At 66.0% G+C, this 16,958-nt stretch carries 19 protein-coding genes; 13 read left to right on the forward strand and 6 right to left on the reverse strand.

Annotation, left to right across the window (positions count from 1 at the left end):
* Positions 1-8: 8 nt before the first annotated feature.
* Positions 9-2,873, reverse strand: coding sequence for an AAA domain-containing protein (locus J0X25_RS20020; RefSeq protein WP_207289215.1), 2,865 nt, complete (start codon positions 2,871-2,873; stop codon positions 9-11).
* 317 nt (positions 2,874-3,190) lie between these two features.
* Here J0X25_RS20020 and J0X25_RS20025 point away from each other — a divergent pair, with 317 nt between their 5' ends.
* Positions 3,191-3,739 (forward strand): SPW repeat domain-containing protein, encoded by a 549-nt coding sequence (locus tag J0X25_RS20025; RefSeq protein ID WP_207289216.1) that lies wholly within the window; start codon positions 3,191-3,193, stop codon positions 3,737-3,739.
* A 17-nt stretch (positions 3,740-3,756) separates the two neighbouring features.
* On the opposite strand, the gene J0X25_RS20030 is transcribed toward J0X25_RS20025, so the two are convergent.
* Positions 3,757-4,044: a hypothetical protein gene (locus tag J0X25_RS20030; protein ID WP_207289217.1), complete on the reverse strand. Its 288-nt coding sequence runs from the start codon at positions 4,042-4,044 to the stop codon at positions 3,757-3,759.
* 159 nt (positions 4,045-4,203) lie between these two features.
* Between J0X25_RS20030 and J0X25_RS20035 the strand changes: the two genes are divergently transcribed.
* The 3 genes from J0X25_RS20035 to J0X25_RS20045 all read left to right on the forward strand — a co-directional run bounded on the left by J0X25_RS20035 (position 4,204) and on the right by J0X25_RS20045 (position 5,505).
* On the forward strand, positions 4,204-4,755 hold the full coding sequence (locus J0X25_RS20035; protein ID WP_207289218.1) for a hypothetical protein: 552 nt from the start codon (positions 4,204-4,206) through the stop codon (positions 4,753-4,755).
* A 106-nt stretch (positions 4,756-4,861) separates the two neighbouring features.
* A complete protein-coding gene (locus tag J0X25_RS20040; RefSeq protein WP_207289219.1) occupies positions 4,862-5,281 on the forward strand; it encodes a nuclear transport factor 2 family protein in 420 nt (139 codons plus the stop codon).
* Complete coding sequence (locus tag J0X25_RS20045) at positions 5,278-5,505, forward strand: hypothetical protein (protein ID WP_207289220.1); 228 nt, start codon at positions 5,278-5,280, stop codon at positions 5,503-5,505. The genes J0X25_RS20040 and J0X25_RS20045 overlap by 4 nt, the downstream gene beginning before the upstream one ends.
* A 132-nt stretch (positions 5,506-5,637) precedes the next feature.
* Here the strand turns inward: J0X25_RS20045 and J0X25_RS20050 are convergent, their stop codons facing one another.
* Together J0X25_RS20050 and J0X25_RS20055 are read right to left on the reverse strand one after the other, a co-directional pair.
* Positions 5,638-6,600, reverse strand: a complete 963-nt coding sequence (locus tag J0X25_RS20050; RefSeq protein WP_207289221.1) for a zinc-dependent metalloprotease — start codon at positions 6,598-6,600, stop codon at positions 5,638-5,640.
* 57 nt (positions 6,601-6,657) lie between these two features.
* On the reverse strand, positions 6,658-6,969 hold the full coding sequence (locus J0X25_RS20055; RefSeq protein ID WP_207289222.1) for a hypothetical protein: 312 nt from the start codon (positions 6,967-6,969) through the stop codon (positions 6,658-6,660).
* A 506-nt stretch (positions 6,970-7,475) separates the two neighbouring features.
* On the opposite strand from J0X25_RS20055, the gene J0X25_RS20060 reads away from it, so the two are divergent.
* From J0X25_RS20060 to J0X25_RS20070, 3 genes are all read left to right on the forward strand, one after another.
* On the forward strand, positions 7,476-7,703 hold the full coding sequence (locus tag J0X25_RS20060) for an LSM domain-containing protein (RefSeq protein ID WP_207289223.1): 228 nt from the start codon (positions 7,476-7,478) through the stop codon (positions 7,701-7,703).
* Positions 7,700-7,876 (forward strand): 50S ribosomal protein L37e, encoded by a 177-nt coding sequence (locus J0X25_RS20065; RefSeq protein WP_207289224.1) that lies wholly within the window; start codon positions 7,700-7,702, stop codon positions 7,874-7,876. Before J0X25_RS20060 ends, J0X25_RS20065 begins: the two co-directional genes overlap by 4 nt.
* Positions 7,877-8,091: 215 nt before the next feature.
* Complete coding sequence (locus J0X25_RS20070) at positions 8,092-9,285, forward strand: threonine synthase (RefSeq protein WP_207289225.1); 1,194 nt, start codon at positions 8,092-8,094, stop codon at positions 9,283-9,285.
* 90 nt (positions 9,286-9,375) lie between these two features.
* Here J0X25_RS20070 and J0X25_RS20075 read toward each other — a convergent pair whose 3' ends face one another.
* The gene (locus J0X25_RS20075) at positions 9,376-10,092 is read right to left on the reverse strand and encodes a DUF502 domain-containing protein (RefSeq protein ID WP_207289226.1); all 717 of its coding nucleotides are present in this window, start codon (positions 10,090-10,092) and stop codon (positions 9,376-9,378) included.
* 200 nt (positions 10,093-10,292) lie between these two features.
* Here J0X25_RS20075 and J0X25_RS39775 point away from each other — a divergent pair, with 200 nt between their 5' ends.
* Together J0X25_RS39775 and J0X25_RS20080 are read left to right on the forward strand one after the other, a co-directional pair.
* Positions 10,293-10,415, forward strand: a complete 123-nt coding sequence (locus J0X25_RS39775) for a hypothetical protein (protein WP_284145173.1) — start codon at positions 10,293-10,295, stop codon at positions 10,413-10,415.
* Entirely contained in the window at positions 10,415-11,659 is a 1,245-nt protein-coding gene (locus J0X25_RS20080; RefSeq protein ID WP_207289227.1) for an RNA-guided endonuclease InsQ/TnpB family protein, read from the forward strand. Before J0X25_RS39775 ends, J0X25_RS20080 begins: the two co-directional genes overlap by 1 nt.
* An 11-nt stretch (positions 11,660-11,670) precedes the next feature.
* Here J0X25_RS20080 and J0X25_RS20085 read toward each other — a convergent pair whose 3' ends face one another.
* The gene (locus tag J0X25_RS20085) at positions 11,671-12,507 is read right to left on the reverse strand and encodes a proline dehydrogenase family protein (RefSeq protein WP_207289228.1); all 837 of its coding nucleotides are present in this window, start codon (positions 12,505-12,507) and stop codon (positions 11,671-11,673) included.
* A 309-nt stretch (positions 12,508-12,816) separates the two neighbouring features.
* Here J0X25_RS20085 and J0X25_RS20090 point away from each other — a divergent pair, with 309 nt between their 5' ends.
* The 4 genes from J0X25_RS20090 (at position 12,817) to J0X25_RS20105 (ending at position 16,775) form a co-directional block, all read left to right on the forward strand.
* On the forward strand, positions 12,817-14,199 hold the full coding sequence (locus J0X25_RS20090) for an aspartate aminotransferase family protein (protein WP_207289229.1): 1,383 nt from the start codon (positions 12,817-12,819) through the stop codon (positions 14,197-14,199).
* 18 nt (positions 14,200-14,217) lie between these two features.
* The gene (locus J0X25_RS20095; RefSeq protein WP_207289230.1) at positions 14,218-14,607 is read left to right on the forward strand and encodes a Rid family detoxifying hydrolase; all 390 of its coding nucleotides are present in this window, start codon (positions 14,218-14,220) and stop codon (positions 14,605-14,607) included.
* A gap of 158 nt (positions 14,608-14,765) precedes the next feature.
* Positions 14,766-16,046, forward strand: coding sequence for an amidohydrolase (locus tag J0X25_RS20100; RefSeq protein ID WP_207289231.1), 1,281 nt, complete (start codon positions 14,766-14,768; stop codon positions 16,044-16,046).
* Between the two features lie 81 nt (positions 16,047-16,127).
* The gene (locus tag J0X25_RS20105; RefSeq protein WP_207289232.1) at positions 16,128-16,775 is read left to right on the forward strand and encodes a DUF8102 family protein; all 648 of its coding nucleotides are present in this window, start codon (positions 16,128-16,130) and stop codon (positions 16,773-16,775) included.
* The last annotated feature ends 183 nt before the right edge of the window (positions 16,776-16,958 follow it).

Genomic DNA, 16,958 nt, shown 5'->3' on the forward strand with positions numbered 1-16,958 from the left:
GCCGACCGCTACGCCCGCGCCCACTCGAGCATCCGCTTGTAAACGGGATCGGACGCGAGCGCCCGCGAGTCGCCGACCAGTACCAGCGCCCGCTTGGGTCGGGTGAGCGCGACGTTGATCCGCCGGTAATCCTCGAAGATGGGGCCCTCGAGCGTCCCCGTCGCGGTGAAGGAGACGATGATAACCTCCTGGCTCGAGCCCTGGAAGCGGTCGACGGTGTCGACGGCGACGTCGTCGGGGACGTGCTTCGAAATTTCCGAGACCTGCGCGCGGAAGGGCGCGATGACGCCGATGTCGCTACGCTCGAGGCCCGCCGCCTCGTAGGTCTCGATCAGGTCGGCGATCCGCGCGGCCTCCTCGCCGTCGGTGTACCGCCCGCCGTCGCCCTCGACGTCGACGAACGAGACCGGGTCCCGCAATTCGGGTGGGAGGGTATCTCGTGAGACCCCCTCGAGGTCGTCCAGCGTCCGGGCGGCGACCTCGGGTTCGGCGGGCCGCAACTGGCCGTCGTAGAACTCGTTCGAGGCGAAGACCTGGATGCGCTGGTTCATCCGGTACTGGCGGTCGAGCATGACGCCGGCCTCGGGATACAGGTCGACGAGGCGCTCGAACAGCGACTCGGTGAGGTCGTTCTCCGCGCGGACGACCGGCGGCAGTTGCTCGTGGTCGCCGACGAGGACGAAGCGTTCAGCGAGGTTGGCCGCCGCGTGCGTGCCGGGTTCGGTCAACTGGGCGGCCTCGTCGACCAGCGCGACGTCGAAGGCCTGCTCCTTCATGACTCGAGAGCCGCAGGTCGCGGTCGTCGCCGCGACGACCTGCGCGTTTTGCAACTTCGCGACGCGATCCTCTGGGTTCCCCGAGCGCTCGAGGCGGTAGGGCTCCATGTCGTCGCGGACGCCGCTCTCGGAGCCGACGCGGACGACGTCGACGGCTTCGCCGTCTCCGTTCCGTTGCGTCGGAGACGCAACGCCGTCCTCCTCGATCACGTCGCCGATCTGGTCGAGCAGCGCCTCGAGGGCGTTGTCGACCGCCCGGTTCGTGAACGCGGAGAGGAGGACGCGCTCGCCCCGCTCGACCATCGCGCGGATCGCCCGGGCGATGGTGTAGGTCTTGCCGGTGCCCGGCGGGCCGTGGATCAGCGCGAAGTCCTCGGCGCCGACGGCCATCCGGACGGCCTCGTTCTGCGCGTCGTTGTTGTCGATGAACGTCTCCTCGACGGTCTCGAACTCGGGGTCCGCCCGGCCGAAGAGCACGTCCTTGCGGCGCTCGTCGCCCTTCAGGAGGAAGTCGTGCATGGCAACGAGCAGCCGATCGGTCGTCAGTTCCGAGGGGTAGACGTCCAGTCGGGTGACCTCGACGGGTTCGTCGGCCGTAAGCACGATTTCGTCGTCTAATCGTTCGATTATCGCGAGTTCCGAATTGCCCCGGACCGGATGCCCGTCGCTCGCCAGCACGAAATCGCCCTCCCGAATCTTCGAGTTCGCGCCGCTCGTTCGGCGCGCCCTGAGTTCCCAGCGACCGCCCTCGAGTTCGCGTTTCTCGAGGAACTCGAGGTCGATCAGCGCGCGGTCGTCGTCCGCCCGTTCCTGCGCGCTTTGCTCCCAGAGCTTGGCGTACTCGCGGTGGACCTCGCGGCGCTCCTCCTCGATCGCCCGGTAGAATCGCTCGAAGTACTCGAGTTCCTCGTCGGGGAGGGCCTGACCGATCTGGCCGGCCTTGGACTCCTGATCGAGGCGTCCCGAGACGACCATGCAGGTGTCCTGCTCGAAGCAGTACTCGCACTTCGCCGACCCCTCGTAGCCGGTCGGGATATCGCCCGCGACCTCCATCGCCGCGAGTTCGTTGCGCTGGCGGACGACGAACTTCAGGAGTCCCTCGCCCATCGAGAACTCCTTGGCCGGCGTGAGGTCGCCGGTCTCCTCGTTGCGCTTCAGCGTGGAGTTTTTGGTGTAGAGCAGCGTTCCGGTGTCGACGTCACCGCCGTGTTCCTCGAGCAAGAGCGCGTAGCAGGCGGCCTGCACCTTGTCCTTGAACCGGGGCTCCTTCTTGAGGTTCTTGCCCGTCTTGAGTTCGACCGGCGCGCCCCGCCGGACGGCGTCGGCGCGCCCGCGGATGCCGAACGTCTCGCTGATGAGCAGTTGCTCGGATCGCCAGCTATCCTCCTCCGTCAGGCGGCCCTGCTCGAGCCAGCCCTCGATCGCCGTCGCGTTCTCGCGGACGTCCTCGGCGACCGCGTCGGCCGTCTCGCCGAGCAGGCCCAGTTCGAGGCCGCGTTCGTCGACGCGGGCGTCGATGGACTCCGCTAAGTCCCGTCCCCGCAGGAGGTCGCCGAAGACCTCGTGGACGAGCGTCCCCTTCACCACCGGATAGTTCAGCGGCACCCCGGAGAGCTTGTTCAGGTAGTACAGGCGGGGACACTCGACCCAGTTGCGGATCGAGGTCACGTTCACCAGAAAGCTCGGCTCGACGACGACGTAGGAGTCCCCGGTGGTCTTGTACCGCGTCTCGCCCTGATACTCGTCCTCCGCGGCGTCGGTGACGAGCAGTTCCATCCCGGGCTCGAGGTAGTCGGCCGACTCGGTCCACTTGTTCCAGAGGGTCACCGTCGTGGGCTCGTGGCCGTCCGCGAGGTGGGCGCCCGCGCTCGTTCCACCATCGCTTCCGTCGGCGTCAGCGATCGTCCCGCCTTCAGCGTCCGAACTCGTCCCGCCGTCGGTGATGCTCCCGGCGTCTCGAGTCGTCGCGCCGGTTCGGGCCGCCTCGTCGCCGACGGCCGCGATTCGAAGCGGCACCTCGGCGAGGTCGCTCTCGCCGTAGCTCGTCGACACCGTCTTCGTCTCGACTTCGCCGGCGACGGTTCCGCGTACGTGCACGAGTAGTCGTCAGGCGCGAGCGGTCAAAAACGCTATCGGTCGCGTGCGAAGCGCCATCACTTCTGGCGTCCGTAGACGAAAGCGGTCTCCAAAACGGGACTGTGACGCCCGGTTCGAGATGCGTTACAGTGGCACACTCGAGACGAAGGACGAATCTCGTCGGCGGTGGCGCGAACCGAACGGCCGGAACGGTCGGCGATTGAGCGGATAAACGGCCGAAACGGTCGGCATAACGATCTATTACCGACGAGTGTCCGCCGCCCGCGGTGGAACGGTCGCGGTCGTTTTTTGCCGACCGGTCTGAACTCGCTCTTGGCATGAGTGACTCGAACAGGGACGACCGTGATCCGAATACGGCGAGCGGCACGTCGGGGGGAACCGGCCGCGATGAACGGATACGGAACGCCTCCGACGTCGACTCCGGGACCGGCGTCGGTGATCGGCCCGGCGGCCGCGATCCGCGGGACGACGGGACGGCCATCGCCGACGAGGAACGGCGGCGCAAGACGTCGCTACTCAGCATCGTCATCGCCGCGGTCGGCGTCTGGGTCGCCGTCTCGCTGCTGTTCTTCGAGTTCGGAGAGGCGGCGCTGTGGAACAACGCGCTCGTCGGTGGGGTCGTGGCGCTGGCCGGCGTCTACAACGCCTATCGACTCTCCAACGACATTCCGCTCAGCACCGGCGTCAGTTCGCTTCTCGTCCTGCTCGGGCTTTGGCTGGTCGTCGCTCCGGTGGTGCTCGACATGCCGGACGGCCTGTTCTGGAGCACGATCGCCTCCGGCCTGCTCGTCGCCGGGCTCGCGGGCTACAACGTCTACGAGGCCCGCGAAGCGCGGCAGGTCGCGACCGACTCCGCGCGAGCCTAGAAACCGGTTCGAATCGCCTAACGCGTCGACCCGAACTCCGCCTCGCGGTCGGAGTCGCGGCCGGACTCGAGGTCGCCCTCGAGGCGCCGTAGCCGATATTCGGCGGCGTGGTGGCCCGTCGCGACGACGGCGAAGCCGACCATTACGACGGCGAACGCGATCGAAGCGGCGGGAGAGACGCCGTTAACGTAGCTATTTCCGAGCTGTCCGAGTGCCAGCGCGAGCGGTCCCACGGCGAGGAGCGTGCTCTTGGCGGGAGCCGCGAGAAACAGTTCGACGAGCGAGAGTGAGTGGCGAACGGACATGGTCAACAGTCGGTTACTCCATCTGTCTCGGGAGCCGTTCTATCCCTTTTGGTTCTTCCCGACCGTCGAGACTGGTCGGAATCGAGGCAGACCCGTCGACCGGCGGCGTCTTTCGTCGCGACCGATACGTTCATTCGCTCCGCGCCACAACGATCGATCATGCGGATTCGCGAGTGGCAGGACGTACTCGAGGACGTCACTGACCGGAACGTCGAACCGGAGGACTGGCGCGCGGTCGCCGGCGACCGGGCCGGCGGCGTCGGCGAAGACATGTACCTCGCGCATCCGAACGCGGGCGTCTTCTTCCTGAAGACCTACGCGAAGAACCCCTTCGAGGTGCGCGGGGTCGGCACGACGGTCGCCCGCAATCTCGACGACGAGATCGGCTCGTTCCTCCCCGAGGAGGGTTCGGGCGGGCGCTTCGCCGTCCAGTCGCCGCCGGAGGACGAGGAGCAGGCCGAGACGGTCTCGAAGCGCCTCGAGACCGTCCTCGAGACCCACGCCGACGCGCCGACCCGGCCCCAGGACCTGTTCGACGACGTGATGGAGGCCCTCGAGAGCCCCGCGTTCGGCCCGATGGAGTACGACCAGTACGACCGTCCCGAGGCGCTCGACGAGCTCTCGGAGCGATTCGAGGAGGCCGACGACCTGTTGAACACGGAACTCGAGGAACTGATCGAGACCGACGAGGTCGACCGCGGCTTCATGTAAATCGGCGGGTGACAGCGTTCGCGGCGTTAGCGGCGTTCGCGGCACTCGCCCGCTCCCTGCGACTGCGTCCGGTGAGCCTTTGAGCGCGGCCTCCGACAGTCCGTCCATGAGCGACCGCGCCGAATCCGTCGTCGGCGACTACTACGACGCGCTCCGGAACGGCGACGCCCTCGCGCCGTACTTCCTCGAGGCCGAGTCGACCGTCAAGTTCGGGATCAGCGAGTCCCTGTTCGGCTTCGACGCCGTCTCGGAGGCGCTGCGGGAACAGACCGAGACGACCGCGGAGTGGGCCGTCGAGAGTCGACGGCTCACCGTCGACGAGCGCGACGGCGTCGCCGCGTTCGCCGACGCGGTGACGATGAACTGGACCGACACCGAGACCGGCGAACGGAAGCGGTTCGAGACGCGCTGGAGCGGCACGCTCGTCCGAACGGCCGGCGCGAACGACGACGCGAGCGACGACGAGACCGAACCGCCGGCGTGGCAGTTCGCGACGCTGCACGTCAGCACCGCCGACGAGCTATGAGCCGCGGTCCCGGTCGCGGCTCCGAACGCGGGCCCGCCCGCTCGAGCACGATGGCGGAGCCGTCGAATCGACTCAAGGGAGCGTTCGTCCTGCTCGTCGGCTTCTCCGGCGCCACGATCGCCCTGCAGGGCGACGCATCGCTGCTCGTCGTCGCGCTGACGGCTCTCGGCGGGGTCGTCGCCGGCGCCGCGTTGCTGTGGTATCTGCTCTGGATCCTCGGGTGAGGCGACGTGTACCCACGGATGACGCGACTCGGTGATCCGAATCGACTCGACAGTCCGCTCGATGGACGCGAAAAGGGTACTCGACGGCCGACGCCCAACGGTACTCGGCGGTCGATGCTCAGCGGTCGACGCTCAGCGATCGACGCGCTGAATCCACAGCGTCGGCGCGTCGAGTTCGTCCTGCGTCGGGAGGTTCTCGGGGCCCTCCCAGACGCGGCTCGCGGTCTCGAGGTCGCGGTTCTCGACGACCGTCTCGAAGAAGTTCTTGCCGCGCTCGTACTGGCGTTGCTTGAGTCCGAGGCCGAGCAGTCGGCGGAACAGCTTCTGGAGCGGGCCCCGCCCCTGTCGGCGGGCGTCGAGTTTCCGCCGGAGATCCTCGTACTCGTCGTCGAAGGCGTGGTCCATCAGCAGTTCCGCGTACCCCTCGACGACGGTCATCGCCGCGTCCAGTTCCTGAAACGACGCGCGATCCAGCGAGCCGTCCGACAGCGCCGAGATGCCGTCCTTCATGCGTTCCTCGAGGTGGTCCGACAGCCACGGGGCGGCGCCGAACTCGGCCGCGTGGGTCACCTCGTGGAAGGCGATCCAGCGCCGGAACCGGTCGGCGTCGACCTCGAGGGAGTCCGCGGCGTTGCGGATGTTCGGCCGGACGAAGTACAGGGCGTGGTTCTCGTCGGGGTCGTCCGCGAGCAACAGCGGATCGTACTGGCCGAGGACGTTTCGGCCGAGAAACGCGAGCAGGACGGTCATCGTCCCCGTGTTGATCGTCCGGGCGACGCCGGGGAAGGCGCCGGCGGGGACCTCCTCCTCGAGGGCGCCCATCACGCGCTCGAAGGTCGCGATGTTGGCGTCGATCCAGTGGTGACGGTTCTGGATCTCGACGGTGTCGGGAACGTCGAAGTCGACGCCCGAGATCGATCGGACGGCTGCTCTGGCCTCCCGCACGTCGCTGGCGTAGCCCTCGCGCTCGTCCGGCTCGAGCTCGAGCGAGCCGGGGTCGGTCACCGCCTTCGCCGCGTCGGCGGCCGACTGCCAGTCGATCATGTCGTCGCCGGACGCCCCGGCAACGGCCCGGGCGCTACGATAGAGATTCACGACTCCCACTAGGGGAAGCACGCGCAAAAGCGTTCGGCTCGATTCGACCGACGCCGGTCAGTTGACGATGACGTCGGGCTCTTCCTCGGCTTCGAAGTCGGGCTCCTCGTCGCCGCCGCGGAACTTCTTGGCCGCCACGGCGATGCCGACGAGCGCGACGAGCGCGATGACGGCGCCGATGGGCTTGCCGCCGCTCGAGTCCTCGTCCGATTCGTCGGTCTCTTCGATCTCCGTTTCGGGTTCGTACTCCGGCGTCTCCTCGGACTCGCTGCTCGAGCCGAACGGCAGCGCCCTCCCGATCGATCCGGGTCCGAACTGGGTGTCGCCGTCCAGGTGCAACTCGATGAGGGTGAATTTCGTGTCGCCCATGTGTAGTGAGTCCACGACTGGATACTTATACTGTTTGCTGGATGTCGCTGAACGGAGTCGGCGAATCCCGTCTCCGGTAGAAACAGACACGGTCCCCCTCTCTGTTCAGTAACGGCCAGAAACCGTACACTCCGCTCCAGACCGAGAGGCCGGTGTGCGGTGGCGCGCGATGTCGGTGAACCGAGCAGGGCGAGGTTCACCGACGAATTCGTGCGAGGGATGAGCGAACGAGCCTGCGAGTGAGCGAATCGGTTGGGGAGGGCGTGGCGACTCCCTGTTGCCACGATAGCAGGACAGTTTCCTTCACCACTCCTATCGAAGCGAGGTTCCATTCGAACGCACATATTGACTGGTCCGGCGATCGGTTTCGATATCTCCAAGTCCCAACGATCCACCCCCCCCCCCCCCGCCTCACGCGGTGGAAACGACTGCTTATCCCCGCCCAGACCGATGTCGTCAGACACAGGACCGGTACGATTAAGTGTCCATCAACTGCGGTCTTTCGTATGAGTGGACGACCGCTGGACGTCCTCGAGGCGTCGCTCGGCGAACGCGTCACGGTGCGACTCAAGAGTGGCGACGAGTACGTCGGCGACCTCGCCGGGTACGACCAGCACATGAACCTCGTACTCGAGGACGTGACGATTCCCCTCGAGGGCGAACTCGAAGACGAGACGCCGGTCGAAGACACAACGATTATACGCGGCGATAACGTCGTTTCGATCACTCCATGACTGGTGCAGGAACCCCGAGCCAAGGAAAGAAGAACAAGACGACCCACGTGAAGTGTCGTCGCTGCGGCGAGAAGTCCTATCACAGCAGGAAGAAAGTCTGCTCCTCGTGTGGCTTCGGCAAATCCGCCAAACGCCGCGACTACGAGTGGCAGTCGAAGTCCGGCGACAACTGATCGGATCGGGTCTTACTTTTCGACTTTAGCGACGAACGGCGCTCGAGCGACGCGTCTCGGCCGCGTTTTCGTGCCTCTTCGGCGACACCCTCGAACCCGTCGATCGCCCCGTCGAGAGGATCGCTGGCCGCTGTTCGGTTCCCACTGATGCAGCGTCGTCTCGATAGCCAGCGGCCGATGGACAGCCATTAGTTCCGGCCCGCGAACAGTCGCGTATGGAGACGACGGACGCATTCGCCGGTCTCGAGTGTCGCGACTGCGAGGCCACCTACGACGCGGCGGACGAATCCCACCGCTGTCCCGACTGCGGGGGGATCCTCGACCCGAGCTACGAGTACGACGCGATCGATCTGGATCGCGAGACCCTCGAGTCGCGGCCGTTCGGCTCGATGTGGCGCTACGAGGAACTGCTGCCGTTCACGCGCGAGTCGGCCGTGACGATGGACGAGGGGGCGACGCCGCTGGTCGACTGTCCGACGCTGGCCGAGGAGTTCGGCGTCGAACGCGTGCTGATCAAGGACGAGGGCCGGAATCCGACGGGGACGTTCAAGGATCGCGGCCAGACCGTCGCCGTGACGGCGGCGACGCAACACGGCGCGACCGACGTCGCGCTGGCCTCGGCGGGCAACGCCGGGCAGGCCGCGGCCGCCTACGCCGGCCGAGCGGGGCTGGACGCCCACGTCTACCTCCCCTCGCGCTCGGGCTTTACGAACAAGGCGATGGTCAACGTCCACGGCGGCGACATGAACGTCGTCGGCGGGCGCATCGACGACGCCGGCGCGGCCTACGAGGAGGCCCTCGACGAGCACGACGACTGGTACCCCCTCCAGACGTTCGTCACGCCTTACCGTCACGAGGGGAAGAAGACGATGCTCTACGAAACCGTCGAACAACTCGACTGGGCGGTCCCCGACGCGATCTGTTACCCCACGGGCGGCGGCGTCGGCCTGATCGGGATGTACAAGGCCGCGACCGAACTCCGCGAGTTGGGGCTGATCGACGACCTCCCCGGGCTGTACGCGGCCCAGGCGTCGGGCTGTGCCCCGATCGTCGAGGCCTACGAAGCGGGCCGCGATGAACACGACCCCGTCGAACACCCCGACACCATCTGCGGCGGCCTCGAGATCCCGGATCCCGGCGCGAGCCCGTGGATCCTCGAGGCGATCCGCGAGACCGACGGCGGTGCGGTCGCCACGGACGACCCGGATATCCTCGAGGCCGCGGTGCAGGTCGCCAAGCGCGAGGGCCTCGAGATGGTCCCGAGCGCCGCGGCGGCGGCCAGCGGCGCGTGGGAACTCGCCGAACGCGGCGCGTTCGACGGCGACGAGACGGTCGTGATCCTCAACACGGGATCGGGGAACAAGGAGGCCGACGTGCTTCGCAGTCACCTGATGAGTCAGGGCGTGTAGTCGTCGGTGGCACGGCGTTCGGACGGCAGAGCGATTGCGTAGCCATCGAAGAGTCCGTCGGTAAGCGCCCATCGGCCGATCGAGGACCCGTCAGTCGTCGTCGGCCTGATCGGTGTTGGCTCCCTCGAGCGAGCGCGTCTGCGCCTCGTCGACGACGTCGATCGAGACGCCGGCGTCCATCCCGCGATTGCGGTTCGCGTCGCCGAATCCGGCGCTCAACACGCGAGTCAGGGCGTCCTCGACGTCTTCGTCCAGTTCGATGATGTTTTCCGATTCGACTTCGACGACGAACCCGGTGGTGATGTTGGGCGAGGTCGGCAGGAAGAGCACTTCGCGGCCGTCGTCGGTCGTCTTGCCGGTCTTGAACGCCGTCATCCGCAACCCGCTCCAGGTCTCGATCTTGCAGGGTTTCTGCAGCGAGTCCTGCTCGCCGAAGGCCGTCTCGGCGGCCATCTTCGAGGCGTTGTAGACGACCCGCATCACGGGGACGCGGTTCGCGACGTTGTCGACGACCCGTTCGACGAGGCTGCCGACGGTGGTTCGCATGAGATAGCCCACGGAAAAGGTGAGGATGATGAAGACGGTCAGCGCGACGACGACGCGGAGGAACTGCGCGAGCTGCTTGCGCGTCTGCACGGCCTGGTCGCCGGTCCCCGGGACGAGCGGCACGAGGGCGTCGGGCTGCAGAATGAGCTCGGGCGTCAGGCCGGCGAGGAGCCCGTAGAGCCAGTAGATGACGTAAAGGGTGACCAGAATCGGGCCGAGGACGATCAGCCCACTCGCGAAATCCCGCTTCCACGAAGCCATGTACTGCAACTCTCACTAGGGGCTAATGAGCCCTTCCCTTTAGCTGAGTTGAGGCGCTAATCCCCCTTCCTCAGCGAGCGCCTTCGGCGCCAGCAGGGAGGGATACAGCGCCTCTCGTGTTTCTTGGACTGTTCTATAGCAGGCCCAAAGGCCCACGGTATCGATAGTTTTTACGTATAGCGTGCATTGTGTGCATTACTGTGAAACGGAAGACTATCACCATTCGGGAGGACCAAGATGAGTGGATTGAGGAGCAACACCTCAACCTCTCGTCGTTCGTCCGTGACCAGCTCGACGAACTTATCGAGGAACGCGAGAACTGATGTACTACGCCTACAAGTATCGTCTCGAGCCGTCCGTCGCTCAACGCGAGGAGTTGGACCGCCACCGCGATATCTGTAGGCAACTGTACAATCACACTCGCTACCGCCTCAACGAGTATCGAGAGAACCACGGCGAACTCCCGTCCATGACCACACTCCGGTCGGAGCTTCCCGACCTCAAGAAGTGGTGGAACGACCTCTCGGACGTGTACTCGAAGGTTCTCCAAACAGTCGTCGAACGGCTGTTCAATAACCTCAGTAGCCTTTCTGCACTCAAGCAGAACGGCTACGGCGTCGGCCAACTCAAGTGGAAACCACCGCGCGAGTTCCGCAGTTTCACGTACAACCAGTCTGGCTTCAAGCTCGACAAGAAGGGCGGTCAGACTGTGCTGTCACTTTCGAAACTCGCGGACATTCCGATCCGACTCCACCGAGATATCCCCGACGACGCCACACTCAAGCAGGTCACGCTCAAGAAGGAACCGACGGGCAAGTGGTTCGCCACCTTCGGCGTCGAAGTTAACCGAGAGCCACCGGAGAAGGCTGACCGACCGAAGAATGCCGTTGGAATCGACGTGGGTATTCTCAAGTACGCACACGACACTGACGGCCACGCTGTTGAATCGGTCGACCTCTCGGACGAACGGGACCGGCTCGAACGTGAGCGACGGAAACTCTCGCGCAAAGAGCACGGCTCGAACAACTACGAGCAACAACGCGACAGCGTTGCTGAACGCCACGCCGACCTGAAGCGGAAGCGCCGGGACTTCTTGCACAAACTCTCGGCGTACTACGCTCGGGAGTATGACCTCGTTGCGGTCGAAGACCTTGATGCGAAAGGCTTGGTCGAACTTGACGGCAACTCACGGAACCGTGCCGGAGCAGCGTGGGGAACATTCCTCCGAATGCTCGAGTACAAGTGTGAACGCGAAGGAACGCACTTCGTCGCTGTAGATCCAGCAGGGACGACCAAAGAGTGTGCAGCCTGTGGCGTCTCGACCGACAAACCGATGTGGGTCCGCGAACACTCGTGTCCGTCGTGTGGATTCACGGCCGACAGGGACTGGAACGCAGCATGGAACATTCTTTCTCGCGGTATCAAGCAGTTAGGAGCGGGGCGCTCCGAATCAACGCCTGTGGAGACTGCGCTCCCTACGGGAGCCTCTTCGGTTCCTGCAAAGCGCGTCTTGGAATCAGGAAGCCTCACCCTCAAGGACCGAACGGCTGACGCCGTGAGCGAGTAGGGTGGGGTAGTTCACCGATCGAGAATGGCCTGCAGGGCGAATTTGACGTTTTCGGTCCGTTCGGTCATGCGCCGGTAGAAGTACGATTTCCAGCGGTCGCCGAAGGGCACGTACTGGAAGACCGGATACTCCCGAGCGAGGTCGTACTGGGCGTCCTCGCGAACGCCCATGAGCATCTGGACCTCGAACTCGGTCCCGTGTTCCTCGTGACAGTCGATCGCGTGCTCGATCATCGCGGGGTCGTGGCTTCCGACGGCGATCCCGCCGTCGTAGTGCTCGAAGGCGTACTCGAGCAGCGCCTCGTACTCCCGGTTGACTCGCTCGGAGTCGGTGTAGGCGATCTCGGCCGGTTCGTCGTAGGCTCCCTTGACGAACCGAACCTTCCCGGGGACGTCCGCGAGCCGTTCGACGTCCGCGCGAGTGCGCCTGAGGTTCGCCTGTACGCAGACGCCCACACCCCCATCGTGTTCCCGGGCGAGATCCACGAACGCGTCGAGGGTCGCGTCCGTCGTCGTGTGATCTTCCATGTCGATCCAGACGAAAACCCCGCGGTCGGCGGCAGCGTCGACGACGCCCGCGAGCTCCTCGCGAAAGACGTCTTCGCCCAGATCGAGCCCGAGTTGCGAGGGTTTGACCGAGAGACAGGCCTCGAGATCCGAGTTGCCGATGTCCGCGGCCAGCACCCGGTAGGTCGCGGCATCAGACCGCACGGGCGAGCGGTCGTCGTAGTGCTCGCCGAGCAGGTTGACGATTCCGGCGACGGTTCGCCCGTTGAGTCGGCGGACGTGCTCGAGGGCCTCCGCCGGGGACTCCCCAGCGACGAATCGGTTCGCGATCGGCGGAATCATATCCGCGTGGTTTGCCGGCCAGTCCTAAGGGAGTTCGTTTGTCTCTCGAGCCCAGTTGGTCATCGTTCGTACCGGTTCGGTAGAGTACTCGTCGTTCGCATCGGCCCGGTACAGCACTCGTTCGTAGCAGTCCGGTACCCGTCTCGCGGGCCCGCTCCGCCTCGTATCCGTCTCCAAAAACCGATATCGTGGATCCGACGACGGGGTTCGGACGCGATGATGTATTCAGCATCTGTATTCAATATCTGTATACACTCTTCATAGATACTGTGGACAAGTTATTAGTAGCTGTTTCACCTGTGGTGACGTATGACGCGCGGACCGCCGATCGACGACCTCCACTTCGAGGACGCACCGAACGTCGACTCCGTCCCGGGCCCGAAGACCCGAGCGCTGCTCGAGAAACAGCGCGAGATCGACAGCAGCGCGGTCGCCTACCCGGACGACATCCCCATCGCCTTCGAGGAGGGGGCGGGCGCGACGGTCCGCGACGCCGACGGCAACACCTACATCGACCTCTTCGCGGGGATCGGTGTGTTGAACGTCGGCCACGCGAACCCCTACGTGCTCGAGGCCGTCCACGAGCAGGCCGACAAGTTCGTCCACACGGTCGACTTCCCAACCGAAGCGCGCCTCGAATTGATCGAGAAACTCGACGACATCCTGCCCGACGGGCTGCAGGGCCAGAACAAGGTCGTCTTCGGCGGGCCGACCGGCAGCGACGCCATCGAGGCCTCGATCAAGTTGGCGAAGTACAACACCGGCGGCGACGGGCTCATCGCGTTCCGCGGGGGCTACCACGGCGCGACGACGGGCGCGATGAGCGTCACGTCGAACAAGAAGTTCAAGGGCCACTACACGCCCCTCCTCTCGGACGTCGTCCACGCCCCCTATCCGTACCCGTTCCGGCAGGACAAAACGCCCGAGGAGGCGGTCGACCACGCGCTCGAGGAGGTCGAGGCCATCGTCGAGGACCCCTACGGCGGCCTCGCCAATCCTGCAGGTATCATCGTCGAACCGATCCAGGGTGAGGGCGGCATCGTCACGCCGCCGGAGGGCTTCCTGCAGGGCCTGCGCGACATCGCCGACGACAATGACGTCGTTCTCGTCTTCGACGAGATCCAGAGCGGCCTGGGCCGGTCCGGCCAGTGGTGGGCCTGCGACTGGGCGGGCGTCACCCCCGACGTGATGACCTCCGCGAAGGCGCTGGGCGGCGTCGGCTTCCCGCTCTCGGCGACGATCTACCACGAGGAGCTGGACACGTGGGGGCCGGGCGACCACGCCGGGACCTACCGCGGCCACGTCGTCGGCATGCGCGCCGGCACCCGCGCCATCGAGTACATTCAGGAGCACGACCTGCTGGCCCACTCCCGCGAACTCGGCGAGTACATTCAGGACCGACTCCGCGAGGCCGCCGACGAGACCGACCGACTCGCCGAGGTCCGCGGCAAGGGGCTGTTCATCGGCGCCGAGTTCGTCGACGCCGACGGCGCGCCGGACGGCGACCTCGTCGACGCGATCCAGACGTACTGTTTCGAGCGCGGCGTGTTGATCTGGACCGCGGGCCGCCACGGCAACGTCCTGCGGTTCCTCCCGCCGCTCGTGCTCACCCATGACCTGGCCGAGACGGCGCTGGACGTCGTCGTCGAGGCGATCGAACACGCGACCGAGGAAGCGAAAGGGGCGGCCTGAGCCGAGGACAGAGAGCGCATGGCAGACACCGACTCCATCGAAACCGACGGCGCACCGAGCACCGACAACCCCTACTCGCAGGGCGTCCGCGCCGGCGACGCGCTGTACGTCTCCGGCTACGGCTCCGTCGACCCCGAGACGGGCGACGTCGTCGACGGCGACATCGCCGCGCAGACCGATCGCGTGCTCGAGAACGTCGCGGCGGTGGTCGACGCGGCCGGCGGCGACGGCCTCGCGGACGTCGTCAAAGTGACCGTCTACCTGACCGATCTCGAGGAGTACGACGCGGTCAACGAGGCCTACGGCGCGCGGTTCGGCGACGATCCGCCGGCCCGCGTCTGCGTCGAAGTCTCGCGGCTCCCCGACGACGTCCGCGTGGAGATGGACGCGACGGCGTCCCTGGGCTGATCGTCGCGCCGTTACAGCCGATCGCGGATTTCGTCACGACGCGTCGGCGCTCGATGACGAATACCGAACGGCTCGGCCGGTTCTCCGGCGAACGACGCCGAGTCGCGGTGAAACGCCGGCTACTGTTAAGTGAGTGCCCGCGGTAGGGACGGGAAACGATGTCACACGAGGGACAAAACAGGGTGCGCGAGTTGCGGCGGGCGTTCCACCGCCATCCCGAGCCCGGCTGGTGCGAGTTCCGGACGACGGCCCGGGTCGTCGAGGAACTCGAGCGGATCGGGGTCGACGAGATCGCCGTCGGTCGCGAGGCGCTCGCGACCGACGAGCGGATGGCCGTTCCGGACGCGGGAGAACTCGAGGCGTGGCGGGAGCGGGCCCGGGGGGCGGGCGTTCGATCGGACGTGCTCGAGCGCACCGCCGACGGCCACACGGGCGTCGTCGCGGTGCTCGAGCAGGGATCGGGGCCCTGTATCGGGCTCCGCGTCGATCTCGACGCGATCTCGATGCACGAGTCGGCCGAGAGCGACCACCGGCCGGCCGCCGAGGGCTTTCGCTCCGAACACGACGGCTACATGCACGCCTGCGGCCACGACGCCCACCTCGCCATGGCGCTCGGCGCGCTCGAGGCGATCAAGGACAGCGAGTTCGAGGGGACGCTGAAGGTGTTCTTCCAGCCCGCCGAGGAGATCTCCGGCGGCGGGAAGGCGATGGCCGAGAGCGGCTACCTCGACGACGTCGACTACCTCCTCGCGCTCCACGTCGGTCTCGACCATCCCACCGGCGAGATCGTCGCCGGCATCGAGAAGCCGCTGGCGATGGCCCACCTGACCGCAACGTTCGAGGGCGCGAGCGCCCACGCGGGGAAGGCGCCCAACGAAGGAGCGAACGCGATGCAGGCGGCGGCGACCGCGATCCAGAACGCCTACGGTATTCCTCGTCACAGCGACGGGATCACCCGCGTCAACGTCGGGTGCATCGAGGGCGGCACCGCGAGCAACGTCATCGCCGAGGCGGTCGCCCTCGAGGCCGAGGTCCGCGGCGAGACCACCGCGCTGATGGAGTACATGCGGACGGAACTCGAGCGCGTGCTGTACGCCGCCGCCGAGATGCACGACTGCGACGTCACGCCGCGGGTCATCAGCGAGTCGCCCAGCGTGGACAGCCATCCCGCACTGCGGGACCTCGTCGGGAACGTCGCGTGGACGGTCGAGGGCGTCGAGCGCGTGGTGCCCACCGAGGAGTTCGGCGTGAGCGAGGACGTCACCTACCTGATGGAGCGCGTGCAGGACGCGGGCGGGCTCGCCTCGTACGTCCTCATCGGGACCGACCACCCGACCAGCCACCACACGCCGACGTTCGACATCGACGAGTCAAGCCTCGAGATCGGCGTGGCGTTGCTGACCGAGACGGCCACCGAGCTCTCCCGTCGACGGCCGTAATGCGACTCCGACATCCTGTTCAGTAGTCGTCACGTTCGCCGCATGGGAAACGTTATTTCGCGCGCAGTTCGTGTACCCTGTATGAGTCAGGACGACGTGCCGGAGTCACTGCGGACGGCGGCGGACGCGGATCGTCCGCGTGGGATCCTCACACCCTCCGACCGTGACTTCTTGCTCGGCCGGAAGACGGACTACACGGACCACTCGAAGAAACAGAAGCGGAACCGAATTCGTCGCCGCGTTCGGAACGCGGTTCTCGACTTCAGCATCCTCTTCGAATGCATGGAGGAACGGGACCGGGAGACCGTCTTCGATCCCGACGACGAGGACCGCGACGCCTACACGCAGGGGATCACCGACATGCTCGCCTTCCTCCACCTCGGGACGATGGGCTACCACACGCCGTTCAAGGACATGCTCTCGGAGGGCGTCGGCAAGGCCGAACAGCGCCTGGCCGGCTCGAACTACCGGATGGTCAACGTCGAGTTCAACGTCGAACCGGTCGGACAGATCGACGTCGACGACGTGATCGAGAAACTCGAGAACGAGGAGTTCGCCCAGCTCACCGACGAGGAACTCCGCGCGTTCGTCCGCCTGTTGACGATGTCCGACGCGTTCTCGCCGGAGACGACCCGCGAGGAGATCAAAGACCGCGTCGACGAGTTCGCCGAACGGCTCGCCGAGAGCAGCGACGCTAGGGAGCGGAACCTCGAGGAACTGACCAACTGACGAACTAGAACTGACTCGAGACGACGACCCTCGCCGAGCGGGAACTCGACGCCCACCGACTCGAGTCCCGATACCGGAGCTCCCGATCAATCACTTCCTACTCGTCACGCTACCGTTCGGTACGTCGCGGTACGCGGCATAATTCTCCGATAGTAACGGTAATGGCAGACGGATCGTAGATCG

The organism is Haloterrigena alkaliphila (assembly GCF_017352155.2).
Lineage (GTDB): Archaea > Halobacteriota > Halobacteria > Halobacteriales > Natrialbaceae > Haloterrigena > Haloterrigena alkaliphila.